This window comes from Achromobacter sp. FW305-C-28, from assembly GCF_058783235.1.
In genome coordinates, this window is record NZ_JBYSYL010000007.1 from 110,563 (window position 1) to 134,596 (window position 24,034).

General features: G+C 64.8%; 27 protein-coding genes and 1 tRNA gene. 6 read left to right on the top strand and 22 right to left on the bottom strand.

Annotated features, from left to right (window positions below; genetic code table 11):
- Positions 1-69 precede the first annotated feature (69 nt).
- From AC3WMR_RS18340 to AC3WMR_RS18350, 3 genes are all read right to left on the bottom strand, one after another.
- On the bottom strand, positions 70-390 hold the full coding sequence (locus AC3WMR_RS18340; RefSeq protein WP_175192549.1) for a hypothetical protein: 321 nt from the start codon (positions 388-390) through the stop codon (positions 70-72).
- 147 nt (positions 391-537) lie between these two features.
- Positions 538-1,416 carry an N-formylglutamate amidohydrolase gene (locus tag AC3WMR_RS18345; protein ID WP_492265652.1) on the bottom strand — a complete coding sequence of 293 codons (879 nt, stop codon included), beginning with the start codon at positions 1,414-1,416 and terminating at the stop codon, positions 538-540.
- 24 nt (positions 1,417-1,440) lie between these two features.
- Complete coding sequence (locus tag AC3WMR_RS18350; RefSeq protein ID WP_492265653.1) at positions 1,441-2,427, bottom strand: Bug family tripartite tricarboxylate transporter substrate binding protein; 987 nt, start codon at positions 2,425-2,427, stop codon at positions 1,441-1,443.
- Between the two features lie 151 nt (positions 2,428-2,578).
- Between AC3WMR_RS18350 and AC3WMR_RS18355 the strand changes: the two genes are divergently transcribed.
- Positions 2,579-3,502: a LysR substrate-binding domain-containing protein gene (locus tag AC3WMR_RS18355; protein WP_492265715.1), complete on the top strand. Its 924-nt coding sequence runs from the start codon at positions 2,579-2,581 to the stop codon at positions 3,500-3,502.
- Between the two features lie 73 nt (positions 3,503-3,575).
- On the opposite strand, the gene AC3WMR_RS18360 is transcribed toward AC3WMR_RS18355, so the two are convergent.
- The 5 genes from AC3WMR_RS18360 to AC3WMR_RS18380 form a co-directional block, all read right to left on the bottom strand.
- Complete coding sequence (locus AC3WMR_RS18360) at positions 3,576-3,791, bottom strand: hypothetical protein (RefSeq protein ID WP_025135384.1); 216 nt, start codon at positions 3,789-3,791, stop codon at positions 3,576-3,578.
- A 102-nt stretch (positions 3,792-3,893) separates the two neighbouring features.
- Positions 3,894-5,000 (bottom strand): AGE family epimerase/isomerase, encoded by a 1,107-nt coding sequence (locus tag AC3WMR_RS18365; RefSeq protein WP_492265654.1) that lies wholly within the window; start codon positions 4,998-5,000, stop codon positions 3,894-3,896.
- A 151-nt stretch (positions 5,001-5,151) separates the two neighbouring features.
- Positions 5,152-5,364, bottom strand: a complete 213-nt coding sequence (locus AC3WMR_RS18370; RefSeq protein WP_006218759.1) for a hypothetical protein — start codon at positions 5,362-5,364, stop codon at positions 5,152-5,154.
- Between the two features lie 345 nt (positions 5,365-5,709).
- Positions 5,710-5,931 (bottom strand): hypothetical protein, encoded by a 222-nt coding sequence (locus AC3WMR_RS18375; RefSeq protein ID WP_492265655.1) that lies wholly within the window; start codon positions 5,929-5,931, stop codon positions 5,710-5,712.
- Between the two features lie 68 nt (positions 5,932-5,999).
- Entirely contained in the window at positions 6,000-6,893 is an 894-nt protein-coding gene (locus tag AC3WMR_RS18380; RefSeq protein WP_437340702.1) for a DMT family transporter, read from the bottom strand.
- 175 nt (positions 6,894-7,068) lie between these two features.
- Here AC3WMR_RS18380 and AC3WMR_RS18385 point away from each other — a divergent pair, with 175 nt between their 5' ends.
- On the top strand, positions 7,069-7,539 hold the full coding sequence (locus tag AC3WMR_RS18385; RefSeq protein WP_025135380.1) for an Lrp/AsnC family transcriptional regulator: 471 nt from the start codon (positions 7,069-7,071) through the stop codon (positions 7,537-7,539).
- Between the two features lie 102 nt (positions 7,540-7,641).
- Complete coding sequence (locus tag AC3WMR_RS18390) at positions 7,642-7,875, top strand: hypothetical protein (RefSeq protein ID WP_025135379.1); 234 nt, start codon at positions 7,642-7,644, stop codon at positions 7,873-7,875.
- Between the two features lie 89 nt (positions 7,876-7,964).
- Here the strand turns inward: AC3WMR_RS18390 and AC3WMR_RS18395 are convergent, their stop codons facing one another.
- The 3 genes from AC3WMR_RS18395 to AC3WMR_RS18405 form a co-directional block, all read right to left on the bottom strand.
- A complete protein-coding gene (locus tag AC3WMR_RS18395) occupies positions 7,965-8,558 on the bottom strand; it encodes a BPSL1445 family SYLF domain-containing lipoprotein (RefSeq protein ID WP_492265656.1) in 594 nt (197 codons plus the stop codon).
- Between the two features lie 248 nt (positions 8,559-8,806).
- Positions 8,807-9,061, bottom strand: a complete 255-nt coding sequence (locus tag AC3WMR_RS18400) for a hypothetical protein (protein WP_492265657.1) — start codon at positions 9,059-9,061, stop codon at positions 8,807-8,809.
- 157 nt (positions 9,062-9,218) lie between these two features.
- Positions 9,219-10,082, bottom strand: coding sequence for a MurR/RpiR family transcriptional regulator (locus tag AC3WMR_RS18405; RefSeq protein WP_492265658.1), 864 nt, complete (start codon positions 10,080-10,082; stop codon positions 9,219-9,221).
- A gap of 164 nt (positions 10,083-10,246) precedes the next feature.
- Between AC3WMR_RS18405 and AC3WMR_RS18410 the strand changes: the two genes are divergently transcribed.
- Both AC3WMR_RS18410 and AC3WMR_RS18415 read left to right on the top strand, forming a co-directional pair.
- A complete protein-coding gene (locus AC3WMR_RS18410; protein ID WP_492265659.1) occupies positions 10,247-11,245 on the top strand; it encodes a Bug family tripartite tricarboxylate transporter substrate binding protein in 999 nt (332 codons plus the stop codon).
- A 12-nt stretch (positions 11,246-11,257) separates the two neighbouring features.
- Positions 11,258-12,211 (top strand): M14 family metallopeptidase, encoded by a 954-nt coding sequence (locus tag AC3WMR_RS18415; RefSeq protein WP_492265660.1) that lies wholly within the window; start codon positions 11,258-11,260, stop codon positions 12,209-12,211.
- Between the two features lie 83 nt (positions 12,212-12,294).
- Here the strand turns inward: AC3WMR_RS18415 and AC3WMR_RS18420 are convergent, their stop codons facing one another.
- From AC3WMR_RS18420 to AC3WMR_RS18430, 3 genes are all read right to left on the bottom strand, one after another.
- Entirely contained in the window at positions 12,295-12,729 is a 435-nt protein-coding gene (locus tag AC3WMR_RS18420; RefSeq protein ID WP_492265661.1) for a GNAT family acetyltransferase, read from the bottom strand.
- Positions 12,730-13,043: 314 nt separating this feature from the next.
- Entirely contained in the window at positions 13,044-13,961 is a 918-nt protein-coding gene (locus tag AC3WMR_RS18425; RefSeq protein ID WP_492265662.1) for a PhzF family phenazine biosynthesis protein, read from the bottom strand.
- 164 nt (positions 13,962-14,125) lie between these two features.
- A complete protein-coding gene (locus AC3WMR_RS18430) occupies positions 14,126-14,431 on the bottom strand; it encodes an NIPSNAP family protein (RefSeq protein WP_199163619.1) in 306 nt (101 codons plus the stop codon).
- Between the two features lie 364 nt (positions 14,432-14,795).
- Between AC3WMR_RS18430 and AC3WMR_RS18435 the strand changes: the two genes are divergently transcribed.
- Positions 14,796-14,954, top strand: coding sequence for a DUF6726 family protein (locus AC3WMR_RS18435; RefSeq protein WP_183003318.1), 159 nt, complete (start codon positions 14,796-14,798; stop codon positions 14,952-14,954).
- Between the two features lie 73 nt (positions 14,955-15,027).
- On the opposite strand, the gene AC3WMR_RS18440 is transcribed toward AC3WMR_RS18435, so the two are convergent.
- The 8 genes from AC3WMR_RS18440 to rpmI form a co-directional block, all read right to left on the bottom strand.
- The gene (locus tag AC3WMR_RS18440; RefSeq protein ID WP_492281580.1) at positions 15,028-17,868 is read right to left on the bottom strand and encodes an autotransporter family protein; all 2,841 of its coding nucleotides are present in this window, start codon (positions 17,866-17,868) and stop codon (positions 15,028-15,030) included.
- A 651-nt stretch (positions 17,869-18,519) separates the two neighbouring features.
- Positions 18,520-18,596 (bottom strand) — tRNA-Pro (locus tag AC3WMR_RS18445).
- A gap of 191 nt (positions 18,597-18,787) precedes the next feature.
- The gene (locus AC3WMR_RS18450) at positions 18,788-19,204 is read right to left on the bottom strand and encodes a MerR family transcriptional regulator (protein WP_492265664.1); all 417 of its coding nucleotides are present in this window, start codon (positions 19,202-19,204) and stop codon (positions 18,788-18,790) included.
- A 58-nt stretch (positions 19,205-19,262) separates the two neighbouring features.
- Complete coding sequence (locus AC3WMR_RS18455) at positions 19,263-19,601, bottom strand: integration host factor subunit alpha (RefSeq protein ID WP_025135360.1); 339 nt, start codon at positions 19,599-19,601, stop codon at positions 19,263-19,265.
- A 3-nt stretch (positions 19,602-19,604) separates the two neighbouring features.
- A complete protein-coding gene (gene pheT / locus AC3WMR_RS18460; protein ID WP_492265665.1) occupies positions 19,605-22,022 on the bottom strand; it encodes a phenylalanine--tRNA ligase subunit beta in 2,418 nt (805 codons plus the stop codon).
- A 12-nt stretch (positions 22,023-22,034) separates the two neighbouring features.
- Positions 22,035-23,057, bottom strand: coding sequence for a phenylalanine--tRNA ligase subunit alpha (gene pheS, locus AC3WMR_RS18465; protein WP_006387999.1), 1,023 nt, complete (start codon positions 23,055-23,057; stop codon positions 22,035-22,037).
- A 77-nt stretch (positions 23,058-23,134) separates the two neighbouring features.
- Entirely contained in the window at positions 23,135-23,494 is a 360-nt protein-coding gene (gene rplT, locus AC3WMR_RS18470; protein ID WP_006387998.1) for a 50S ribosomal protein L20, read from the bottom strand.
- Positions 23,495-23,511: 17 nt separating this feature from the next.
- Positions 23,512-23,709 (bottom strand): 50S ribosomal protein L35, encoded by a 198-nt coding sequence (gene rpmI / locus AC3WMR_RS18475; protein ID WP_003812834.1) that lies wholly within the window; start codon positions 23,707-23,709, stop codon positions 23,512-23,514.
- Positions 23,710-24,034: the final 325 nt, after the last annotated feature.

Here is a 24,034-nt window from a genome sequence, read left to right on the forward strand (position 1 = left end):
ATATGGGCGGGCCCTCTCGCAGAGGACTCGCCCAGGGTCTTGTTCAATCCGGCGGATGCGCCGGAAAACTCAGTCCGGCAGATGGTCCGGCACGCCCTCGGCATCCACGGCTTTCACACGATCAAGCGCGTTGCGCGCAGCCGACATGGCCTCGACCGTGCTGCGAAAACGGCGCGTCACGAAAATCTCGAACGCCAGGCTTTCCGGTTCGTCCGCGGGCGCGGGTTCGTCCTCGACCTGCGGCTCGGGGGGCACCGGTGCGCCCTTGGCCGGCTTCACGGGCTTGGCCGGCAAGCGCCGCGTTTCCAGGAAAGCGCGCGCGGGCACACGGCCTTCAGGCTGCGTGGCATACGCCACGACGGAAAAACCGTTGATGATCTTCTCGGCCATACAGGTTCCCTATAGGCCGCGCCCAGTGGCGGCGCAGCACGTTGTTAGCGACAACGGCCGGCCACGGCGAAACTTAAGCGCATGTAGCGCGGCCCCGGTTGATCTCCATCAACCGGGGCCGCACCGCCACGCAATATGCACGCGCGTCTATTTTGTCGACGATATGGCCGTCATGCGTGAACGCACATAATGCGCCACCCGTTCCAGCACCTGCGACAGGTCGGCGCGCAGGCTGTCAAAGCCCGCATTGCGCTCGCGCGTCGCCTCGTCCATGTAGAGCGGACGGCGGATCTCGACCTGCAGGCTGTGGCGGTTCAGCGCTGGCTGGCCGATCTGCGCGATCAACTGCACGCCCTTGTACGGATCATTGCGCGCCACCGTGTAGCCGCGATCGCGCAGTTCGGCTTCGATCAGCGCGATGAATTCCGGCTCACAGGTGGTGCCGTCGCGGTCACCCAGCACGAAGTCCGCCAGCGGATGCTCGCTCTGGCGCCCCAGGCGCTCGTAGGCGTCGTTCGGCATCGAATGCAGGTTCAGATGCCAGACCGCGCCGAAATCGCGCTGCGCGGTTTCAATCGCCTGCGCCAGCGCCGCATGGTAGGGCTCGTAGTACGCCTGGATGCGATGCCGCACTTCGGCCAGCGTCAGCTGGCGGTCGTAGATCGGCGTGGCCTTGTCCATGCGGCGCCAGATCAGCCCCTTCCCCAGGCGCGTCTTTTCGCCGGGGTCCAGCGGTTCGGGCCAGGGCTCGGCCAGCAGTTCCGGATCCAGGTCGCGCAACGTGCGGTTCGGGTCGATGTAGACCCGCGGAAAATGCGCCGCGATCAACGTGGCGCCCAGCGCGGGGGCCGCCGACCACAAGGCGTCCACGTGCGTGTCCTCTCCCTGGCGCAATTGCGCCAGGCTGGCGGCGGCGTTGAAGTCAGCGGGATATTGCTCGCCGCTATGCGGCGAATCGCAGACCAGCGGCAAGGCCGGCGCGGTCGGTGCGTGCACGGAAACGGCTTGGAAATCGGCGTGTGTCATCGTCGGGTGTCGGGTTGACAGGCCTTAATCGGCCTGGATATTGGCGGCCTTCGCGACCTTGGCATAACGCGCCAGGGCCTGCTCGATCTGGACCTTGAATTCCTGCGGCGTCGTGGGCATCAGCGTACCACCGACGTCCTCGGCCTTCTTGCGGAATTCCGGGTCCTTCATCGCCGCGCGCACCGCCTGATTCAGGCGCTCCACCACCGCGGGCGGCGTGCCCGCCGGCGCCACCAGGCCAAACCAGCCGCCCGTGCCCATGTCGGGATAGCCCAGCTCGATGTAGGTAGGCACGTCCGGCAGCAGCGGCGAGCGCTCGGCGCCCAGCACGGCCAGGGGACGCAGCTTGCCGCCCAGCACCTGGGGCAGCGTCGACGACAGATTGTCGGTGATCGCATCCACCTGCCCGCCCATCACGTCGTTCAGCGCCGGGCCCGCGCCGCGGTACGGCACGTGCAGCAGCTTGATGCCGGCCAGCATCATGAAATTCTCGATGTTCACGTGGCCCAGCGAGCCCACGCCCGGCGAGGCAAAGCTGTACTTGTCCGGCGAGCCTTTGGCCAGCGCCACGAACTCGGCCATGTTCTTGACCGGGATGTTCGGGTTGATCGCGAAGATGCTGGGCACGGCCAGCACGTTGGCCACGGGTTCGAAATCCTTGACCGGGTCGTAGTTCATCTTGCGGTACACGGCCGGGTTCGAGCCGTGCGTGCTCATCGTCGCCATGCCGATGGTGTAGCCGTCGGCCACCGAGCGCGCCACCTGTTCCATGCCCAGCGAACCGCCCGCCCCCGCCTTGTTCTCCACCACGATGGTCTGCTTCAGGTCGCGGCCGGCATACTCTGCCACCAGGCGCGCCACGATGTCGGTCGAGCCACCCGCGGCGAAAGGCACCACCAGCTTGATGGGGCGCGAGGGATAGTCGGCGGCGGTGGCCGTGCCAGCGAAAGACAGCGCGGCGATGACGCCGGCAAGCGCAATGCGCGCGGAACAGCCGAAAAGGCGGGACATGGAGCGACTCCGAAAATAAGGTGCAGGTCTTGCTGCGAGGCCGCCAGTGTCCAAACTTTACGATCGCCTTTCAAACGACTATATTGCACGCCTTCATTACCAATGCTCATGCTAGAACCCGTGCTTGACGGGTTCCAAGGACCGCCGCGCCATGCGCCTGCACTCGCCGTCCATGTCCGAGCTGCACGCCTTCATGACCGCGGCGCGGCTGGGCAGCTTCACCCTGGCGGCCGACCACCTGTGCGTCACCCAGGGCGCCGTCAGCCGCGCCATCGCCCGTCTGGAAGCGCATTTCGGCCAGCCGCTGATGCGCCGCAACGCCCACGGCCTGACCCTCACCGACACCGGCCGCAAGCTCTACGAAGGCGGCCTGGCGCCGCTGCAGGCCATCGAGGCGCTCAGCGCCGAACTGCGCGCCGACAACCGCCGCCTGCGGCTGACGCTGGCCAGCGTGCCCACCCTGGCCAGCGCCTGGCTGGTGCCCCGCCTGCCCGACTTCCACCGCCGTCATCCCGACATCCAGCTGGGCTTTGCCGCCTACCGCCGCAACGAGGACTTCTCCGGCGCCACGCCGGACGCCGCGATCCTGTCGGGCGTGGCCGGCCAATGGCCCGGCTGGCAGGCGGACTACGTGATGGGTCGTGAAATGGTCGTCATCTGCAGCCCGGCGCGGCTGGCCGCCCGGCGCGCGTGCGGCCTGTGGGACCGGCCCGTCGGCCTGCTCGGCGAACCCCTGCTCTACCACTCCAACGGCCCGGACAACTGGGCCCGGTGGTTCGACGCGGCCGGCGTGCAGCGCGACGCCATCACCCTGGCCAGCGGCTTCGAACAGGTCAGCATCCTGGTGCGCGCCGTCATGGCGGACATGGGTATTGCGGTGTTGCAACGCTGCCTGGTACAGGACGACCTGCAGGCCGGCCACGTGGTTTCGCCCTTTCCCGACCTGCGCATCGCCATCGCCCGCGGCTACCACCTGTGCGCCCCGCCGCAACGGCGCGACCACTACGCGCTGGCCTGCTTTCGCGACTGGCTGCTGGACACCGCCCGGCAAGACCCCGAAGCGGCCATGCCGTAACAAAAACAAACGGGCCCCTCGCGGGGCCCGGCACTTGCACGACATGGGCGGCCTGGGCGCCGCCGCCAGCCCGTCAGGGGGCCAGCTTGAATCCCAGGTCCACACCCCACTTGTCCGTCTCGCGCAGCCACTTGGCGCCGCAGCTCAAGCAGCGGAAGTGGTCTTCGCGGCTTTCCTCGCGGCCCTTCTGTGTCGGATTGGTGAATCCCTGGTGCCCCAAATGAGAATGCGGTGCAACGCCCGCAAGCCCGGGGTTAATGCGTTGGCAAGCCAAGCACATAACGCTCATTGATGCTTCCCCACAAACATAGTTACCAAATTGTAAGGGATTTCACCAATGTTTTTCTATCAAAACCTGTCCCCGATTAGACAAAAATTGTTAACGGCGCAATTAAACAACGGCCGGCAGCGCCGCCAGGCAGGTTGCCAGGTGGTAAGGCGAGGTCGACGGCATGTCCGCGCGCACCACGTTGCCGCTGCCGTCCAGGCATTCGTACCAGCCGCCCGCATGCAGGAAACGGGTGCGGAAATGCCCCAATGCCGACACCAGCGCCGGCAGGTCACCCACCACCGCCAACACACGCAGGTATTCGGTCTGCGCCCAGATCCGGCGCGTGTCGTCCAGCACCCCGCCGCGCTCGTCCAGCGCGGCAATGACGCCGCCGGCATCCACGCCGTGTCCACGGGCCCAATGGACCCCGCGCGGCAGGGATTCGGCCAGGTCCAGCCCGTCGAACACGTCGGCCGCGCCGCGCACCAATGACAGCCATTCGAACTGATGGCCCGGTTCGATGCGATTGCCGGCCGCGCCTTGCGGCGCTTCCGAAATGCATTGCGTCGGCGCGCTCAGGAAAGACTGCGTCATCGCCTGCGCCAGCCCGCGCAGGCGCTGCGCGAACAGGGCCGGTTCAGCCACCTGCGCCGCGGCCAGGTAGGCCTCGGTCAGGTGCATCATGGGATTCTGCGCCGGGCCGCGCAGCACCTGGCCCCAGTCCGGGCTCAGTGCGGCGTGGTACAGCGAATCGGCCGCCTTGAAGCGCGACTCGATGGTCTCGGCCGTGGCCAGCAGCAACTTGCGTGCGTCCGCGTTGCGGGACCGGCGAAAATACGCCGCGCACGCGAACACGATGAAGGCATGGGTGTAGAGATCCTGCGTGTCGTCCAGCGGCCGCCCCGCTGCGTCGATGCTGTAGCGCCAGCCGCCATGCGACTCGTCGCGAAACAGGCGGCGCAATGATGCAAACAGGCGGTCGGCATGTGCGCCGGCCGCAGCGCCCGGCGCTTCGGCATACACATAGAGTTGACGCGCGCAGGCCATGGCGCGATAGCGCTCGGCCGGCAATGGCTGGCCCGTGGCCGCATCCAGGGATTCGAAAGGCAGACCCAGCGCGTCGTTGAAGCCCGGCCCGATCCACATGGGTAGGATGACGGAGTCGAAATGCGCGCGAAAAGCGTTGATGTGCTCCGCCAGCGCGGAGTTGGTCTGTGCGGCAGTCATCTTGGAACGACGCATGCCCGATAAGGGCCGCTTGTTAGGGAGCAGCGACGATAACCCAAATTTACGTCGCCATCGTGCAAGCATCATTCGAAGCGTCATGCGCACACAGACCGGTACAGCCGTTCAGCTTCCTTCAAGGGCGTGCCATGCCCTACCGGAAGATGTTTTCCTCGACCCAGTTCTGCGCGAAGATTTCCGCGCGATCTCGTGCTTCGTCCAACGAAGCGCAGTTGCCCAAGTGGGAAAACGCGGCATCCACTTCGGTGCCGCCCTCAGCCGTTACCGTCAGCAGTACGCCATATCCGCCGGTATCCATGGCCGCTGTGGAAACGTCGATCAGTACTTCCTGGTCACGATGCTGCATGTGTTACCTCCCAGTCGGTTACCTAAACGCGTGAACCACGCGTGACGTAGCGGGTTGCAGAATTCCCGCGCAATGAATAGACCTGAAAACGTCACGCAAGTTCATCTTACCGGCGCGCACCCGCCCGCGATACGTCCGGACGCAGCCAAATCAGACAAACCGTCTCAGGAGATTCCCGTACAGGGCAAATATAGGCCTGAAAGTCGTGCAATAACGCGCCAAAGTTCGCAAGAAACGCACTAATTCGCCACGAAACGCGCGAAGCGATACGTCACAAACACGTAGCGGGAAATGACGATGCAGGAGGGGTCGGCCTGATGCCCTAAGGCCAATGACGCAGGCGCGCTAGCGCAAATGCATGGCGCCGGGTTCTTCCATGCGCAGGGACAGCTTGCCCTTTTCGGTGATGCGCCAGGCGCCGTCGGCACCCTCGATGCAGCGCAGGGTTTGCAGCGCTTGCGCGACATGCTCGGGCACGCTGGTCTGGACGGCGCCCGGTTCCGAATTGTCGGCAACGATGCGCAGCCAATGACCCAGTTCGCCCTTCTCGAAACGATGCAATGCCATGCGTGGTGACTCTCAAATGAATACCGCAACGATAGCATGCCGCCCCGGGTCACCGGCCCACGCGCGCCCTACGAAGGCCGCAACGCCAGAGGCCGCTTCATGCGCGCCGCCGCGGCCGAGGCTGCCACGCTCAGCGCGATCAAGCCCAGGCCCAGCGCCAGGTCCGGCGAAATGCGTTCATGGAACACCACCGACGACACGATCAGGCCGATGACCGGCACGCACAGCATTGCAATCGAGGTCGCCACCGGCGGGAGTTTCTGCGTCATGCCCAGCACCACGATGAACGTCAGCGCCGTGGCCAGCGGCCCGGTATACAGAATGATCGGCCAGGCATCCGGCACCGCCAGGAAGGTGGGTGCGCCATCGCGCAGCCAGGCCAATGCCGCCAGCGGCACGGTCGCAATCGCGGTTTGCCACGGAATCATGTCGGCGCCCAGCCGCACGTGGCGGTTGCCCCGCAGCTGGATGATGTTGCAGGCCCAGGCGAACGAAGCGCCCAGCAGCATCACCAGGCCGATCACCGTGTGCGCCTGCCACGGGCTGAATGCCGGCGCGACGATCACGCCGATGCCGGCATAGCTCAACGCCGTCGCGCCCCACTGGGCGGGCGACAGGCGCTCTTTGAGCACCAGCGACGACAGCGGAATGACCCAGATCGACGTGGCGTAGGCGATCACCGATGCGCGCCCCGGCGCCACGTATTGCAGCGCCCACAGCGCCAGCGCGGTAAACGCCCCCATCTGCAGCAAGGCAACGCCCGCCACCAGCGGCCATTCCTGGCGCGTCGGCAAGCGCAGCCGCCCCAGCATGGCCAGCACCGCCACGCTGATCAGCGCGGCCGAACCGAACCGGCTGGCCGCCAGCCAGAGCGGGCTCATGTGCGCCAACCCCAGCTTCATGACGGGCCAATTGCCGCCCCAGATCATGACCGCCCCCGCCAGGGGCAACAACTTGCGCAAGGTGCTCTCGTGGCTCACAGCTACATCTACCGCTTGAATATTCCGTGCTTTGGCGAATTGACCAAAGAAAGGAACAGTCTATAGGGTAAACCCCAGCATATTTCACCTCAATTCACCGCCATTCCATGCATACTCGGCACAAATGAACTGCCTACCCCAGAACCACAGGTGACTTATGCCGGACATCAACCTGGATGCCACCGACATCCGCATTCTCAATGAACTCCAGCGCGACGCCCGCCTGACCAACGTCGAGCTGGCCGCGCGCGTCAATCTGTCTGCCTCGCCTTGCCTGGCGCGCGTGCGGCGGCTGGAAACCGAAGGCCTGATCGACCGTCGGGTCACGCTGCTCAACGCCCGCAAACTCGGCCTGAAGGTCAACGTGTTCATCCAGATCTCGCTGGACAAGCAGCGCAAGGCCGCGCTGGACGTGTTCGAACGCGAAATCGCCGTGCTGCCCGAAATCATGGAGTGCTACCTGATGTCGGGCGACGCCGACTACCTGATCCGCGCATTGGTGCCCGACGTCGACGCACTCGAACGCCTGATCGTCGAACACATCACGCGCATTCCCGGCGTGGCCAGCATCCGCTCCAGCTTCGCGCTCAAGCAGGTGCTCTACACCACCGCCGTGCCGCTGGCCTGATGCGCGCTTGCGGTATCGGGCCGGCAAGCCCACAATGAAAATGTCCGCCGCCGAACCGACCCGGCGGCGGCGCCCCCTCCATCGCTTAGCAAGGAGCACACCATGCCTGAAACCGAATGGTTCCCCGGCAGCACGCTACCCGATCGTCAGGGCTACTTTGAAGTGGCGTTCGACACCGGCGAAACCGAAATCACCCGCTACGGCATCCTGGGCTGGGAACCCGCCGAAGAACGTGGCCACATCCTGCGCTGGCGCGGCCTGGACCCGAAAATAGAAGCCGCTGAAATCGAACGCGAAAGCGCGGTCCGCAACCACGGCGACGACATCCTGCGCTGACCCGCGCCAACGCCTTCCAAAGAAAAAACGCCGCGGTGAAACCACCGCGGCGTTTTGCATGGGATAGACATCCCTGAGGGCAATGCCCCTTACATATCGATCTTCGAGATCTTGGTGCCTTCCAGCGACACGCCGGCCATCAAGCCGCCATTGTTCAGCACGAAGCCCACGATCGGCTGTTGCGCCGTGTTGGAATCGATGCGGCCGTTGGCGCCGATGTTGACCACCGCGACCGTGGCATCCGCGCCCACCGTCCAGCCATTGCTGTTGCGGAATTTGTTCAGGGCGTCGTCCGTCATGAACAGCACGAACATCGCCTTGGACTGCGCGCCAGCCTGGAAGCCGATCGAGCCTGCCGTGGTGCTGTAGTAGCCGGCATTGGCGCCGCCCACCCGCAACACGCCCTTGCCGTGCTCGGCGCCGATGAAGAAGCTGCCGCTCAGCACGTCAGGGAAAATCAGCACGCCCTTGGCGCGCGCGATCAATTCCTTGGATTGGGGGGAGGCTTCGTACAGCTTGCCCAACGACGCGTTGGCCGCGCTGTTGATCGATTGCCGTTGCTCGGTCGCCGATGCGGCGGACTTGGGGGTGGTGGTGGTGCAGCCGGCAAACAGCAGCCCGGCTACGCCGATCGTCGCGGCGGCCATGCCTGCGCGGCGCAAGCGAGGAAAACTGTCGAACATGGAACTCTCCTTGTTGTTGTCATCCGTTAACAACTCTACCGGCCCCTGGCCACGGCGCAAGGCACATGATGTGATAAACGAAACAAAACCTACACCGTCCACACCCTGCCAGAGCCCGCTTCAAACTACGGGCCACAAGATTTGCGGCCCATGGCACCTGGTGGCGCACCGCAACATTCAGTAGGGCAAGCCGTGTCTGGATACCTGCCTGCAAGCAGATCGACATCTGGCCGCGCCGAGCCCGTGCGTCAAAGAATACCGTAACGCGGCTCGCCCGTCGCCGGGTCCACCGACACGATGCCGGACAGCACCAGTTCCGCATGGCGCCTGGCCACGCTCTCGTCGGCAAAGGTCACGAAACGCGGCAGGGACCAGCGCTGCTGGAAGTCCGCATCGCCTGGCCGCGACACGGCGATCTCGATCGCCAGCACGCCCGCATCCAGGCTGACCACTTCACACTTCACCTCGAAGCCGTCAATGTGACGTTGCGGCCACAAGTTCATTTCCCGCACTCCTGAAATCTGCTTGTCCGGCCGCAATATGCCAAAAAAAAAACGGCTTGAAAAGCCGTGTTTTGGCGCAGTCATACCGTACTAGAACAGCTAGTGCCGGCGTATCTGGACAAGCCCTGAAAGGAGGCAAAATCGGGCCGATTTTGCGTCAACGCGCGGGCGGATGGATCCACTGCGAATCCCACAATGCCTCGCCGCGTTCCAGCGTGGCCGCGAGTTCCTTTTTACGGCGCAACGCCACCGCTGCCAAGAGCGCGTTGCAGATCGACATCGCCGCCGCATAGGAATCGAACGGCGACGCGCTGGACGTGCGGGTCAGCAGCACGTGATGCGCAAACGCGGCGGCCGGCGCGGCCGCAGAATCGGTGATCAGCACCACCTTGCCGCCGCGCTCCTTGAACACCTTCACCGCGTTGGCCGCGGCCACCGAATAACGCCGGAACGTGAACGCCAGCAAGACATCCTGCTCGTCCAGCCACAGCAACTGGTCTTCCAGGAACAGCGGCCCGGACGCCGTCATGGCCTTCACGCCGGGCAGGCACAGATTCAGGTACAGCGCCACGTGGCTAGCCAACGGCGCGGCCTGGCGCAGGCCCAGCACGTGCACCCGCGCCTTGCGCTGGGTCAGGGCGCGCACAGCGGCTTCGAATGCGGCCACGTCGAGGGCGGCAAACGTCGCTTCCAGATTGTGCTGGTCGTGCAGCAAGGCGTTCTGCAGGCAGGCCTGCGCCGACGGGTTATCGACGCTGACCGCATCGGCCCGCTCGCCCGGCGAGGCCAGCATCGCCGTGACCTCGGCCCGCGCCTGCATCTGCGCCTGCGCGTAGCTGTCGTAGCCCAGCTTGGCCAACAGGCGCACCACCGTGGATGCACTGGTGCCGACCTTGCGCGCCAGCGCCGTGGCGGATTCCAGCAGGCCATGGGGATAGCGCGACTGCATGTCCTCGACCACCAGCCGTTCGGTCTTGGTCAGTTTCTTGTCGTAGGCGGCGATGCGTTGGTGCAGGTTCACGTGCGGTCGGGCTCCATGAGGGGGCCACCCGCCTGCCGCCTTGCAGCCATGCAACGCAGCTAGGTGATAACCCCAAATTCAACAACGTTCGTTGCAGACTATATTTCATCCTGCAATTTTCGTTGCAGAATAGACCGAACCGTCCGTCACTACAAGAGAGCTTCATGAAGCATCGATCCGAGGCACCGTCGCCAGGCCGCCGCAACCTGCTCGCCGCCGGCGTGGGCGCCGCCCTGCTGCCCCTGGCCGCACGCGCCGACGCCTACCCGTCGCGCCCCATCAGCCTGGTCGTGCCGTTTCCGGCCGGCGGCTCCGTCGACCTGGTCGGCCGCCTGTACGCCGAAGCGCTCGGCAAGGTGCTGGGCGTGACCCTTGTTGTCGAGAACCGCGATGGCGCCGGCGGCGCCATCGGCAGCCAGCGCGTGGCGCGCGCCAAGCCCGACGGCTACACGCTGGTTGCCTCGTCGCAAAGCTCGCACCTGGCCAACCCCATCATGCACCCCAACCTGGGCTACGACCCGATCAAGGACTTCACCTCGATCTCGCAGCTGGCGCGCACCCCCAACGTGCTGGTCACCAGCGCCGAACTGCCCGTCAAGACCTTCGCCGACTTCGTCGCCTACCTGAAGGCGCATCCCGACGAGGTGCACTTCGCCACCGCCGGCGTGGGCAGCATGGGCCAGCTCAATGCCGAACTGCTCAAGAACACCGTGCAGGTCAAGGCCGTGCACGTGCCCTACCGCGGCGGCGCACCGCTGTTGAATGCCCTGCTGGCCAACGAAGCCCAGTTCGCGCTGGACAACCTGGCACCCTTCCTGCCGCACATCCAGATGGGCAAGATGCGCGCCCTGGCCGTGGCCGCCCCGAACCGCCTGGACACACTGCCGGACATCCCCACTTTTGCCGAACTGGGTTATCCCGTGCTTAACTCGATGTCCTGGATCGGACTGGCCGCGCCCGCCGGCACGCCGCCCGATATCGTGCAAAAACTGCTGACCGCCGTCCAGACCGCGGCCCGCGAGCCCGCTACCGTGCAATCCCTGGAAAAAAGCGGCGCCCTGCCGCCCGAATTGCAGACGCCTCAAGCATTCACCACCATGATGTCGCAACGCCTGGCCTTGTACAAAGACCTGGTCGACCGCGCCGGCATCCGCCCCGAATAGGCCCAACCCCAGATGTCCAATCCCGCTTTCGCTCCCGACACCGCGCCGCTCGAAGTCCTGCCGCGCGACCTTTCCGCCTACCGCCAGGGCAACACCGGCATCGACTACGTGCACCGCTTCGAATCGGGCAAGCCCGGCCCGCACGTACTCATCAACGCCTTGACCCATGGCAACGAAATCTGTGGCATGGTCGCGGCCACCCACCTGCTCGATACCGGCGTGCGGCCCAAGATCGGCACGCTCACCGTCAGCTTCGCCAACATCGAGGCCTACAACGCCTTCGACATCGACAACCCCTACGAAAACCGCCAGCTGGTTCACAACCTGAACCGCATCTGGTCGCCCGAATGGCTGGACGGCGCCGAGCAAAGCCCCGAACTGCGACGCGCCCGTGAACTGCGGCCGGTGCTGGACGCGGCCGACTACGTGCTGGATATCCATTCCACCCGCGCCCCCGTCCAGCCCTTCTGGGTCTACCCAGAGATCGACCGCAACACCACCCTGGCCGCCGCCGTCGGCGCGCCCGCGGTGCAGCTGGTCATGCCGGCCGGGCGTTTCCCCGGCACCGGCGTGCTCAACTACGGCCGCCATGGCGATCCCGCCTCGAACAGCGGCGGCGCGCTGGTGGTCGAATGCGGCCAGCACTTCGCGCAATCGGCGGCCGACCTGGCCACCGACGTCACGCTGCGCTTCCTGGCCCACCTGGGCCTGATCGATACCCCCGCCGCCGCCGCGCCGCCCCCGCCCGCCCAGCCGTTCCGGCTGCTGGAAGTGCATATGGTCAAGTCGGAAGACTTCTCCTTCGTGCGCCCCGTCATCGGTTTCGAGGTCTTCAACAAAGGCGAACTCATCGCCATCAACGCTGGCGAAGAAATCCGCTCGCCCTGCGACCACTGCACGATCTTCATGCCGACCCGCATGCCGATCGTTGGCCGCGAAGGCGTCTACCTGACCGAGCCCATGTAAATGTGGGAGCCCCATCCCTGGGGCTTGAACGACCCTGCCGCCGGTCTCAAGCGGCAGGGTTTCGAAGCCAGCGACCCTGGGCCTCACAGATCCGGGATGAGGCGCTTGCCCAGGCTGATCACCTGATCCTGCTCGAACCCCAGGCTGGCATAAAAATGCTGCACCGCCTCGTTGCCCGCGCGAATCAGCAGGTTGATCTTGGGGCAGCCTTTTTCCAGCAGCTTGCGTTCCACCGCCCGCATCAAGGCGGACGCATGGCCACGGCGCTGATGCGCCGGGGATACCGCCAGGTAATTGATCCAGCCACGGTGGCCGTCATACCCGCCCATCAAGGTGCCCACGATCTCGCCGTCCGCCTCACCGACCAGGAACAGGTCGGACTGCACGGTCAGCTTGCGGGCCACGTCCTTGCGCGGATCGTTCCACGGCCGCGTCAGCCCGCAGGCGGTCCATAGCCCGATCACGGCGGTTTCGTCGGACGGGTGGAAAGGCCGGATGGCCAGTTCGGGGTGCTTCATGCTTCGTTCCTCTTTGCAGGAAAAACGAAGGCCGGACGCGACACCTCGATGGCTGGAAAACAGGTCGCGCATGCCGCGCAAACAAAAAGGCCACGAGGGGTATCGTGGCCTTCTGGTGGGAGCGCCGGAAATCCGGCGCTTGAACACGGTTTGCCACTCAACGCAGGCGTCGAGTGATTCGTCGGTTGTCTGCCCGGGTCGGCAAGGCCGGCGGGGCGAAATGGGCGATAGGCATGGCGGCCAGCATACAAGAAGATTGTGCGTCGCAGCAAGCCCTCACGACACTCAGCTTGCCCCCAAGCCGGCGCGGCGGGTCAATCCCTCATCGGCGCCGGCAACGTGCCTTCCATCACCACCACGGCCTGCCCGGCCACGCCCGCCCAGACGCCGTCGGCGCGAACCTCGGCCTGCGCCAGCAGCAGGCTGGCCCGCCCCATGTCCACGCCCTGCCCCACCCGCAACCGCAGTTCGCCCGCGCCGCGCAAGGCGGCCCGCAATGCCGTCGCGGCGCCTGTCGCACTGCCCGTGGCGGGATCCTCCGTCATGCGTCCGGTGAACATGCGCGCCTGGATATCTGTCGGCCCCTGCGCCGTATCGGAGCCGGTATCGGTGGTGTAGGCATAAATGGAACGCGCCTCGTCCCGCAACCCCAACGCGGCGTAGCCCGCGGCATCCGGCGCCGCGCGGCGCAAGGCATCGCGGTCAGCCAATTGCACCACCAGGAATGGCAGGCCAACGGACACCACCTGTGGCGCGTGTTCGGACAATTCGATATCGGCGGGCTGCAAGCGCAGCGCCCGTGCCACGGCCTCGGCCGTCGCCTGGCTGCCGCGCGTCAGGGGTTGCGGAGCGGCCAGTTCCGCGCCCAGCAATTGCCCGGGCTCGTCATACTGCAATTCGATCCGCACCAAGCCCGCCGCTTCCTCGAACTCGAAACGCGCCGGCGCCGGCCGGCCCGCCGCGATCATGTCGCGCGCCAGCACCACCGCCGTGCCCACATTAGGATGCCCTGCGAACGGCACCTCGCGGTCGGGCGTGAAAATGCGCACCCAAGCGGTATGTGCGGCCTCGCGCGGGGCCAGCACGAAGCTGGTTTCGGTGTAATTGAATTCGCGCGCAATACGCTGCATCTGCGCGGTGTCCAGCCCCTCGGCGCCCAGCACGACGGCCAGCGGATTGCCCTGGTAGGCGTGGGCGGTGAATACATCGGCGGTGACGTAGCGGTATCGCATGCGGATTCCTGGCATCGGATGGGGATTGCCAGCAATTATGCGGCCCGCCCGGCCGGCGCAACAGGCACAGAGCGGACAGAATCGCGCCATAACAGCCTGGCGGCCCTATGCTTATGCGCTGCGATCAGGCGCCGATGACACCCGTGCCGCGCCGCCTTCCATGCTCAGTCGAACACGGGCCGGAAAAAGCTGCGCTCGTAGCTCAGGATGCAGCGCGTATCCTCGGCATACTTGAAGGCCGCCTGGCAAGCCGCATCGTCCATCGACTGCTGACGATAGCGCTCGTATTCGGCCAGGCTGGGAAACGTGAACAGCGCCAGCGCGATATTGTTGGCGCCTTCGGACGGCAGGAAATAGCCATGATGCGTGCCGCCGAACTTCTCCACCAGCGGAATCCACATCTTGCCGTAGGCCTCGAATTCCTTCAGGCGGCTGGGATCGATCACGTAACGCAGATAGCAGGTAACCATGGAAGCTCCGTATAGCTTGACGCCACAGCGCAAGCTGCGGCAAGCCGGCGCCACTGCCAGGCAGCGCGCCGTTGGGGGTTGGACAATCCCATAAGCCCTGCCCCGCGTCAATGCATGCAACCCTTGCGCCGGCCTGTTCATCAAGCGGATCGCTCACCTCCGGATCGCCGCCGCCGGGCTCGCCCCTCTACCCCCCTGGCAACGGCCCGGCGCCCCGTTACATCCAGTACGGCCGACTGCACAGATATTCACACTCCCCCATCATTTGCGCAAAAGAGTCGCTGCGCGCCTCACCCAGAATTCCAGGACTGTGCCCGAGGGCGAAACGGCGGCCCTGCCCGCCATTCCTTTCCAAGCGAATTCGATGAAGTGGATCCTGGTTTCAACGTTGTGTCTGCTTGCCTCCGGCTGTGGCCTGGCGGCCGCCCCATGCCGGATCACCTCCGCCGTCATCAAGATCGTCCCGGTCGTCGGCGACGTCGCGGCGGCGCCGACCGACGCCTGCGCAGAGATCATCGACTGACATCCATCCGCGATGCCGTCGGTCAAGCGCCGACCCCCGATTCATGCCTTGTCAATCACCGGGGATCCCATCGCTACCAGCGATAACCCAAGTTGACCATGCCCCCATAACCACGCTGGCTGTTGTTGCCAGCCTGACCAAAGACGTGACCCGACACCTGGACCGCACGGCTGATGCGGCCTTCGGCGCCCAACTTCAGTTCGAGCGCATTGCGGGCGGGCGCGGCGTCAAGCGCGTTGGCCCCCATACGCACGGACGCCCCATTGAACCGATGCAGCCAGTTGGCCTCGAGGAAAGGCCGCACCGCCGGGGCCCCGGCCGTCGCCCGCGGATACAGGCGCACGCCGAAGCGCGAGTTCCAGGCGTTGTCGCTGCCACTGCGCATGCGCGTGCCCTGCAGCGTCGCATCCTGGGCGTCATACCGGCTGTAGACCAGTTGCGCGTGCGGCTCCAGCACGACCGGGCCCAGCGCAGATCCCGCGGCAAACGGCGTGATCGCGTAGCCGGCCTCGATCGACGCACTGAAAACGGTGGAGCGGTAGCTAGCCGAGCCCACCTCGCTGTTCACCTGATTGCGGTAGCGCGCCACCTGCATCCAGGTGTCCGCGTAAGCGCCCAGCCGCGTGGCGTCATCCTGGTACGCGGTGCCGTACACCCCCACCGAATAGCCGGATACCTTGCCGTGCGCGCGGGACTGCACGGCGGCGCCGTCGGGCAGCCTCAGCGTGGACGCCGAGCGTGTGCGCGCATCGCCGTAGCCACCCATGATGCCGCCATAAATGGCACCGTTGCGGCCGGCCGGCAACTTGATGAGATCCGCGCCCAGCTGCACCATCGAGCTGTCAGTGGCGATATCGACGCGGCCCTGGGTCAAGCCCAGGCCGCTATCCTGGCGCCCTTCGACGCGGACCCACAGGCCGCGGCCAGTCCGTGCCATGGTCCCGTCGGCGGCCGGCGCATCGGCGCTTGCAGCGCCATAGGCGGCCACGCGGTCGTGCAGGCCGTGAGTGAAGAGCCGGGTACTGGCCAACTGGTTGCCGATATAAGCGCCGCTCTCTGGCGACACGTTCCGGAAACCCGGCCTCGGGGGCGGCACGATTGCGGTGGGATCCGTGGGGTTCGTAGGTTCCAGGGGCTCTGGCACCGGGGGGCTATAGCTGGACGTCAGGTACCAGTCGGGCACCGCGCCGCCATTGCCGCCACGGACCAGACTGTAATCGTAGCCATTCAAGGCGATCGTGCCCGCGCTGGCGCGGTAGCCGCTGGAACCGGCGTCCAGATGGAACGCGTCGGACGCGGTGGTGCCGCCGTTGATCGTCTGCACCACCCGGATGCCGGTGCCGGTAATACCGCCGGTGCCACCGGTGTTGATGACCCGCAGGCCGGTATTGCCCGTTGCCGAACCGCCGTCGATGACCAACCTGTCGGTGCCCGAGGCGTCGTCTCCCAACCGGGTGTTGAGTACCAACGTGCCGCCGCCCACGTAGTTGCCTACGGTCAGCGTCTTGAAGCTTGTGCCGTCGGCCGGCGAGGAAAAGGCGACGAGGCCCGCGTTGGACAGCGAACCCAGCGTGGAATCGCCGCGCACGTGCCAGGTGCTGCTGGCGTCGAGCGTCACGCTATTGACTCGTCCCGTGCCGCGCTGCACGGCGGCCCCCGTCAACATGGAGCCATTCGTGAGCGCGGCATCAATAATCCCGCCCTCTTCGGCCACCAGATCCCCCCTGAGGACGGCATTGGAGGCATCCAGGTCGACCTGTGCGTCGCCCGCCCCTGGCCAGGACCGCAGCAGTATACCCTTGGCTTCGTCACCGTCGGCGTCGGTGGTGACAATGGACGAATCCGCGACCCGGAAGACATAAGGACCACTGCGGGCAACGCCCAAGGCGGCTCCCCCCTTGACGCTGATCTGACTGCCGTTCCTGATCGTCACAGTGGGAGGGTTCCTACCCGAATAACTCGAGAAGCCCAGAATGCCAAAGACAGTGGGCTCCCCCTCGACGAGCATGCGTGTATTGTCCAGCGTCACCGCTGCGCCTGAGCCAACCAAGAGTCCTCTCCCGAAGTTATAACCAGAGGCCTGTATCACGCTGCCGTACACAGACAGGCTACTGCCCTCCTCGACGTTCAGGGCGATACTCGTCGACTTCAACGTCACGTTTTCCAGCGTGGCGGTGCTGGGGACCCCTACGCCTCCCGCGGAGCGGCCAACAACGATTGCAGAGCCGCCGGCACTATCCCCGTCTTGGATGTCCACCCCTGTCAACTTAATGACGCCTCCGCGCACCACCACACTCCCATTACGAATAGTGCCGCCAATCATTTCCAACCTGGCGCCCTCGGTTACCCGAATGGCGAGCCCCCCGTCTTGGAAGATATCAGTATCGCGTAGCAAAGCCACGGAGCCCTGATCCGTCACGCCCACACCGGCTGCGTTGGTGCTGGTCGTGATTTGGCTGGCTTCCAGCGAGAGTTCAGCCCCGTCACGCACGGACACCCCTACGGAGTCTACGGCGTTGGAGTTAGCGGTGATGGTCAAATTTTTGCCATGAATGGCCGCGCCCGCCCCGCTACTGACCAGCGCGGAACCAGCAGCGGCAAGAACGCTGCCACCCTCAAGCTGGATTTGACCGCCCGCTCCCGCAGAGGCACCGATGTACTGACCGGTGACGCTGCTATCGGTCAACGAAATCGTGCCGCCCGACATCGCCCCCAGGCCGATACCGTTCTGGTCGCTAGCCATGACGGAGATTCCCTCCCCGCTCACACGATTGCTGCCGGACACGGCCACAGCAGCGCCTGAACCGGCATACGTAACCGTGTCGCCTCTATCAAGCACGGTGTTGACGTTATTGCTGGCGGGAGGATCGAGGACGATCTGGCCGTAGTCGGCGGCATTGACAGGAGCGGCCATTGCGGACATCAAGCCGAGCATGATGGGAGTTAAGGTTGTACGCACAGATACCTTCGCATTGATGCTCGACGGCGGTGCGTACTTCACTTCACGGGCCAGGACTTAAAACGACCTTGAAATCGATACGAATCAGCGCCCCTTACCGAGCAATTCGGTTGTTGACCTTGTCATGGTCGCTGGCGCAGCCTGAACGGGGAATTAGAAATTTCTGAAAATTGCAATATCCAACTGATCGTCCCTGAAATTTTCTCCAGGCCCACCCGCAGCTGGCGCAACCCGCCGCACATCGGCAAGCGGTATCTGAATGATCGAGACGATCCCCCTGCAACCTTGCCTCGAGGATCGGCGGGAACGCGGCCGCGAGCCGTAGACGATCAATATCGCGCCGCTGCAAATAGAAGGTCAAAGCGCACGAGCCGAGAACCAGTGCCTTTCCAATCCTCGCGAATTGGTTGTGGATGTGTTCTATGGATGTGTGCTGCGGCTGTGTGCCGTGGATGCGTGCTACGGATGCTGCGGATGCGTGCCGTAGACACACGCCACGCAAGATCCGAACGTTCAGGCGGCGCCATGGCCAGGCCCCTCCACAAACGCCTCAAAAATGAGAAAGGGGGTTAGTGATTTTCATCACTAACCCCCTTAGGGTATTGCTGGTCGGGACGGCGGGATTCGAACTCGCGACCCCTTGCACCCCATGCAAGTGCGCTACCAGGCTGCGCTACGCCCCGAAAGAAAAAGAGTATAGCAGAACAAAAAATTGTTTGCACGCATTGGTGCAAAAAAAGTGCTGAATACTCAAAAAAATTTGCGTCCCCTGCGCGATACCTGCATCACCTGCCTGCAGGTCTCGCGCACAAGACGCAAGGGTCCAGATGTCGTGCTTGAAAAAAGTGCGTGCTTGCTCGATGCGCGCCGCGCATCAAGCCTGTGCAGTGCTGCTGGGGCTTGTGGCCGGCGTGCCCAGCGCTTCACCGAGCATCGTCGACACATTGCCCAGCTCGTTGCGCAAGGCTTGCATCTCGGCGCCGGTCAGGCGCACGGCGGCGTCTTGATCATGCGGCGTATCACGCGCATCGCCCAGACGATTGCGCGCACCGCTGATGGTGAAGCCCTGCTCGTACAGCAACGACCGGATGCGGCGGATCAGCAGCACTTCGTGGTGCTGATAGTAGCGGCGATTGCCGCGCCGCTTGACCGGCTTGAGCTGCGTGAATTCCTGTTCCCAGTACCGCAAGACATGAGGCTTGACGCCACACAGGTCGCTGACTTCACCGATGGTGAAATAGCGCTTGGCGGGAATGGGCGGTAGGGTTACGGTGGATTCAGTACGTGTCATAAGAGAATTTTATGCCGCGCGGAAGTCGAGTGCCGATAACAATTACCGACAAAGCGTATCACTCCTCGGCGTCGGGCGCCGTGGGAGTGGCCTGCTCGACCACGCTCTTGAGTTTCTGGCTGGCGTGGAACGTGACCACGCGGCGGGCGGCGATGGGTATGGTCTCGCCGGTCTTGGGATTGCGGCCGGGGCGCGGCGGTTTGTCGCGCACCTGGAAGTTTCCGAAGCCCGAAAGCTTGACGGAATCCCCGCGCGCCAAGGCGTCGCGGATTTCCTCGAAGAACGTGTCGACGATGTCCTTGGCTTCGCGTTTGTTCAGGCCGACCCGCTCAAAGAGCAGTTCGGCCAGCTCGGCCTTGGTCAGGGTGCGCGGCTCGGCAAGCATACTGTTCCCCATGGTTCAAGCACGCTGGCGCGCGCCGTGGGCACTGACCAAAGCGTCTTTGATGCGTGCCAGGCAATCGGCCACCCGGGCTTCGTCCAGTGTGACTTCAGTGTCCTGTAGCCAGAAACGGAACGCAAGGCTTTTTTCGGCCACGGGCTGGTCGCCCTGGGCCTTCTCGCGCCACACGTCGAACAGGCGCACGTCCTGCACCACCGCCAGTTGCGGATCGGCCTTGACGGCGGCGGCCACGGTGTCCAGCATCGACTGCGCGGTGACCGGCGCATCGACCCACAGGGCCAGATCGCGCACCACCACGGGCTGCCGCGACAGCTCGCGCACCTGCGGCAATTCGCCTTCGGACAGCGCGGCCACGTCGACTTCGAACACGACCGGCGCGTGCGCCAGGTCGGCTTGCTGGGCCAGGCGCGGGTGCAATTCACCGATCCAGCCGACCTGCTGGCCGTCCAGTTCGATGCGGGCGCTGCGGCCCGGATGCAGTGCCGGGTAGGCGGCGGCTTCGAAGCGCAGGCGGCTGCCGCGCGCGCCGAACAGCGCCTGCACATCCGTCTTCACGTCGTAGAAATCCACCTGGCGCGTGGGCACGCCCCATTGTTCTTCGACCACCGGACCCCAGGCAGCGCCGGCCAGCTTCAGGGGCTGGCGCACGCCGGCCACGGCCAGCGGGCCGTCTTGGGCCGAGGCATCGCGCACGAAAACGCGGCCCAGCTCGAACAGGCGCACGCGCGTCTGCTTGCGGTTGGCGTTGTGGCGGATGTTGGCAACCAGGCTGGCGATCAGGCTGGAACGCATCACCGACAAGTGGCTGGCGATGGGGTTGACCAGCTTGACCGGCGTGTCGTTGCCCGCGTAGTCGCGTTCCCAGTCGGCTTCGACGAAGCTGTAGTTCACGACTTCCTGGTAGTCCTGCGCAGCGGCCAGGCGGCGCAGCGCATGGGCGCCACGGCGCACTTCGGGCTGCGAGAACATCTTGGCGCGCGCCATCGGCGGCACGGTGGGAATGTTCTCGAAGCCATAGATGCGAGCCACTTCCTCGATCAGGTCTTCTTCGATTACCAGGTCGAAACGGTACGACGGCGGCGTGACGATGAAGTCATCGCCTTCGACCGTGAATTCCAGGCCCAGGCTGTTGAAGATCTTGGCCACGTCGGCTTGCGTGACGGGCACGCCCAGCACGCGGTGGCAACGCGCCAGGCGCATGCGCACCGGCTCGCGCTTGGGCAGGTTGACGATCTGGTCGTCCAGCGGACCGGCCTGGCCGCCGCAGATGTCGACGATCAGGCGCGTGATGAATTCAATGTGCTGCGGGATCGTGGCGTAGTCCACGCCGCGCTCGCCGCGGTGGCTGGCTTCAGAGCTGAACTTGAAGCGGCGCGCGCGGCCGGCCAGCGACTGCGGCCACCAGAACGCGGCTTCCAGATAGATGTTGGTCGTGTCCAGCGTGACCGACGTGGCTTCGCCGCCCATGATGCCGGCCAGGCTTTCGACCTGGTCGCCCGCCACCACCACGCCGACCTTGGCGTCCAGCGTGACGGTCTGGCCGTTCAGCAATTCAAGGGTCTCGCCTTCGCGGGCCCAACGCACCGACAGGTCGCCATGGATCTTGTCCAGGTCGAACACGTGCGAGGGGCGACCCAGTTCCAGCATGACGTAGTTGGAGATGTCGACCAGCGCCGACACCGAACGCTGACCGGCGCGCTCAAGGCGCGTCTTCATCCATTCCGGCGTCTCTGCGCGCGCATTCACGCCGCGGATCACGCGGCCGCCGAAACGGCCGCACAGATCAGGGGCTTCGACCTTCACGGGCAGCACTTCGTCCAGCGTCACCGGCACGGCCTTGGCCGTGGGCACCGACAGCGGCGCGCCGGTCAGGGCGGCGACTTCGCGCGCCACGCCCAGGATCGACAGGCAGTCGGCGCGGTTGGGCGTCATTTTCAGCGTGAAGAGCGTGTCGTCCAGGTCCAGCGCGTCGCGGATCGACTGACCCGGCACAAAGTCGGCCGGCAGTTCCAACAGGCCGCCGTGGTCTTGCGACAGGCCCAGTTCGCGGGCCGAGCACAGCATGCCCGACGATTGCACGCCGCGCATCTTGGCCACGCCGATCTTCATGCCGCCGGGCAGTTCCGCACCCACGCGGGCCAGCGGCACTTTCAGGCCGGCGGCCGCGTTGGGCGCGCCGCAGACGATCGTCAGCAGCGTGCCCGAGCCGTCGTCCACTTGGCAGACGCGCAGCTTGTCGGCATCGGGATGCGGAGCGATATCGACGATATGGCCCACCACCACGCCGCTGAACGCGGGCGCGGCCGGCACGGTGTCTTCGACTTCCAGGCCGGCCATGGTGAGCCGGTGCGCGAGTTCGTCGGTTGCGATCGGGGGATTGACCAGCGTACGCAGCCAGGATTCGGGAAATTGCATGATCAGCCGTCTTTATTCGTTGAACTGGCGCAGGAAGCGCAAATCGCCTTCGTAGAACTGGCGCAGGTCGTTGACGCCATAGCGCAGCATCGTCAGGCGCTCAAGGCCGGAACCGAAGGCAAAGCCGATGTAGCGCTCGGGGTCCAGGCCGAAGTTGCGCACCACCTGGGGGTGCACCTGGCCCGAACCGGAGATCTCCAGCCAGCGGCCACGATTGGGCCCCGACGTGAACATCATGTCGATTTCGGCGGACGGTTCGGTGAACGGGAAGAACGACGGGCGGAAACGCACGACGAGGTCGTCGCTTTCGAAGAAGCAACGCAGGAAATCGGTGTACACGCCCTTCAGGTCGGCGAACGAAATGTCTTCGGCGATCCAGAGCCCTTCCACCTGGTGGAACATGGGCGAGTGCGTGGCGTCGCTATCGACGCGATAGGTGCGCCCCGGCGCAATGACCTTGATGGGCGGCTTGTGCATGCGGGCATAACGCACCTGCATGGGGCTGGTGTGCGTGCGCAGCAGCAGCGGCAGGCCGTCAGCGTCTTTCATGTCGACGTAGAACGTGTCCTGCATCGAACGCGCCGGATGGTCCAGCGGATTGTTCAGCGCGGTGAAATTGGTCCAGTCGTTTTCCACTTCGGGGCCGTCGGCCACATCGAAGCCAATGGAGCGGAAGATCTCTTCGACGCGTTCCCAGGTCCGGATCACCGGATGGATGCCGCCCGGCACGCGGCCGCGGCCCGGCAGCGATACGTCAATGGTTTCGGAAGCCAGTCGGGCGTCCAGTTCGGCCTGCGCCAACGCGGCGCGGCGCAAATTCAGGAGCTCTTCGACCTTTTGCTTGGCCTGATTGATCCGGGCGCCCATGTCGCGCTTCTGCTCGGGATCGAGCTTGCCCAAGCCTTTGAGCAGCACCGTCAGCGCGCCATCCTTGCCCAGGAAGCGGGCCTTTGCATTTTCGAGCGCGGCGGCGTCCGTGGCCGCGGCGAAGCGTTCTTGCGCCTGGGAAACCAGGTCGTCAACCGATTGAGTCATGAAATCCAGCCTTCAAAACGCAAACGGGGCCATTACAGCCCCGTTTGCAGCGATGCGCGATGAGTTAAAGCGCGCGATCAGGCAGCCAAGGCAGCCTTGGCTTGCTGCACGATGGCGGCAAAGCCGGCCTTGTCGCGCACGGCCAGATCGGCCAGGACCTTGCGGTCGAGTTCGATGGCAGCCTTCTTCAAGCCAGCGATGAACACGCTGTAGCTGACGCCGTGTTCGCGGACGGCGGCGTTGATACGCGTGATCCACAGCGCGCGGAACGTGCGCTTCTTGTTACGACGGTCGCGGTAGGCGTATTGGCCAGCGCGCATGACGGCTTGCTTGGCAATACGGAACACATTACCGCGGCGGCCACGGTAACCCTTGGCGGCGGAAATGACTTTCTTGTGACGTGCGCGGGCAGTAACGCCGCGTTTGACGCGAGGCATAGTAGATCTCCCTTAGATCAAGCGAAAGGCATCATGGCCTTGACGGAGGCCACGTTGGTTTCATGGACCGCAGCCGAACCGCGCAGTTGGCGCTTGTTCTTGGTGGTCTTCTTGGTCAGGATGTGACGCTTGAACGCCTGACCACGCTTGATGGATCCGCTGCCGCGAACCTTAAAGCGCTTTGCGGCGCTTTTCTTGGTTTTCATCTTGGGCATGATGATTCCCTAAACTAAACACTGATTGTTGATTTACATGACGCGAGGTGCTTGGCGCAAGGCGGTTGGCGGTCTGTCCGCACCCGGCATCGCTGCCTGGGGAACACGCTACCTACACCATTGCGGCAAAACTTTAGAACCTCTTGCCACTTCTTGGGGGGGGTACTGCTTAGGTACTGCCTAGGTACTGCTTGGGGTACTACGCTTTCCCAAACATTCCAGACAAAAAAGATAGCCTGGAGCCGGGAAAGCCTTTGATTATATGGTGATTTCCCAAATTTTGTCGAGCCGGTTGGCAGGTCGGCGCGGCGCCCTGCCTGCGCCA

What these genes read in the sequence shown, in the direction of transcription:
- pheT (WP_492265665.1), bottom strand. Translation starts at nt 22,022, where the DNA reads ATGCAATTTCCCGAATCCTGGCTGCGTACGCTGGTCAATCCCCCGATC.
- pheS (WP_006387999.1), bottom strand. Translation starts at nt 23,057, where the DNA reads ATGACTCAATCGGTTGACGACCTGGTTTCCCAGGCGCAAGAACGCTTC.
- AC3WMR_RS18455 (WP_025135360.1), bottom strand. Translation starts at nt 19,601, where the DNA reads ATGGGGAACAGTATGCTTGCCGAGCCGCGCACCCTGACCAAGGCCGAG.
- rplT (WP_006387998.1), bottom strand. Translation starts at nt 23,494, where the DNA reads ATGCCTCGCGTCAAACGCGGCGTTACTGCCCGCGCACGTCACAAGAAA.
- AC3WMR_RS18395 (WP_492265656.1), bottom strand. Translation starts at nt 8,558, where the DNA reads ATGTTCGACAGTTTTCCTCGCTTGCGCCGCGCAGGCATGGCCGCCGCG.
- AC3WMR_RS18375 (WP_492265655.1), bottom strand. Translation starts at nt 5,931, where the DNA reads ATGGCATTGCATCGTTTCGAGAAGGGCGAACTGGGTCATTGGCTGCGC.
- AC3WMR_RS18345 (WP_492265652.1), bottom strand. Translation starts at nt 1,416, where the DNA reads ATGACACACGCCGATTTCCAAGCCGTTTCCGTGCACGCACCGACCGCG.
- AC3WMR_RS18435 (WP_183003318.1), top strand. Translation starts at nt 14,796, where the DNA reads ATGAAGTGGATCCTGGTTTCAACGTTGTGTCTGCTTGCCTCCGGCTGT.
- AC3WMR_RS18420 (WP_492265661.1), bottom strand. Translation starts at nt 12,729, where the DNA reads ATGAAGCACCCCGAACTGGCCATCCGGCCTTTCCACCCGTCCGACGAA.
- AC3WMR_RS18450 (WP_492265664.1), bottom strand. Translation starts at nt 19,204, where the DNA reads ATGACACGTACTGAATCCACCGTAACCCTACCGCCCATTCCCGCCAAG.
- AC3WMR_RS18400 (WP_492265657.1), bottom strand. Translation starts at nt 9,061, where the DNA reads ATGAACTTGTGGCCGCAACGTCACATTGACGGCTTCGAGGTGAAGTGT.
- AC3WMR_RS18410 (WP_492265659.1), top strand. Translation starts at nt 10,247, where the DNA reads ATGAAGCATCGATCCGAGGCACCGTCGCCAGGCCGCCGCAACCTGCTC.
- AC3WMR_RS18390 (WP_025135379.1), top strand. Translation starts at nt 7,642, where the DNA reads ATGCCTGAAACCGAATGGTTCCCCGGCAGCACGCTACCCGATCGTCAG.
- AC3WMR_RS18425 (WP_492265662.1), bottom strand. Translation starts at nt 13,961, where the DNA reads ATGCGATACCGCTACGTCACCGCCGATGTATTCACCGCCCACGCCTAC.
- AC3WMR_RS18430 (WP_199163619.1), bottom strand. Translation starts at nt 14,431, where the DNA reads ATGGTTACCTGCTATCTGCGTTACGTGATCGATCCCAGCCGCCTGAAG.
- AC3WMR_RS18370 (WP_006218759.1), bottom strand. Translation starts at nt 5,364, where the DNA reads ATGCAGCATCGTGACCAGGAAGTACTGATCGACGTTTCCACAGCGGCC.
- rpmI (WP_003812834.1), bottom strand. Translation starts at nt 23,709, where the DNA reads ATGCCCAAGATGAAAACCAAGAAAAGCGCCGCAAAGCGCTTTAAGGTT.
- AC3WMR_RS18355 (WP_492265715.1), top strand. Translation starts at nt 2,579, where the DNA reads ATGCGCCTGCACTCGCCGTCCATGTCCGAGCTGCACGCCTTCATGACC.
- AC3WMR_RS18440 (WP_492281580.1), bottom strand. Translation starts at nt 17,868, where the DNA reads ATGGCCGCTCCTGTCAATGCCGCCGACTACGGCCAGATCGTCCTCGAT.
- AC3WMR_RS18385 (WP_025135380.1), top strand. Translation starts at nt 7,069, where the DNA reads ATGCCGGACATCAACCTGGATGCCACCGACATCCGCATTCTCAATGAA.
- AC3WMR_RS18360 (WP_025135384.1), bottom strand. Translation starts at nt 3,791, where the DNA reads ATGAGCGTTATGTGCTTGGCTTGCCAACGCATTAACCCCGGGCTTGCG.
- AC3WMR_RS18365 (WP_492265654.1), bottom strand. Translation starts at nt 5,000, where the DNA reads ATGACTGCCGCACAGACCAACTCCGCGCTGGCGGAGCACATCAACGCT.
- AC3WMR_RS18415 (WP_492265660.1), top strand. Translation starts at nt 11,258, where the DNA reads ATGTCCAATCCCGCTTTCGCTCCCGACACCGCGCCGCTCGAAGTCCTG.
- AC3WMR_RS18350 (WP_492265653.1), bottom strand. Translation starts at nt 2,427, where the DNA reads ATGTCCCGCCTTTTCGGCTGTTCCGCGCGCATTGCGCTTGCCGGCGTC.
- AC3WMR_RS18340 (WP_175192549.1), bottom strand. Translation starts at nt 390, where the DNA reads ATGGCCGAGAAGATCATCAACGGTTTTTCCGTCGTGGCGTATGCCACG.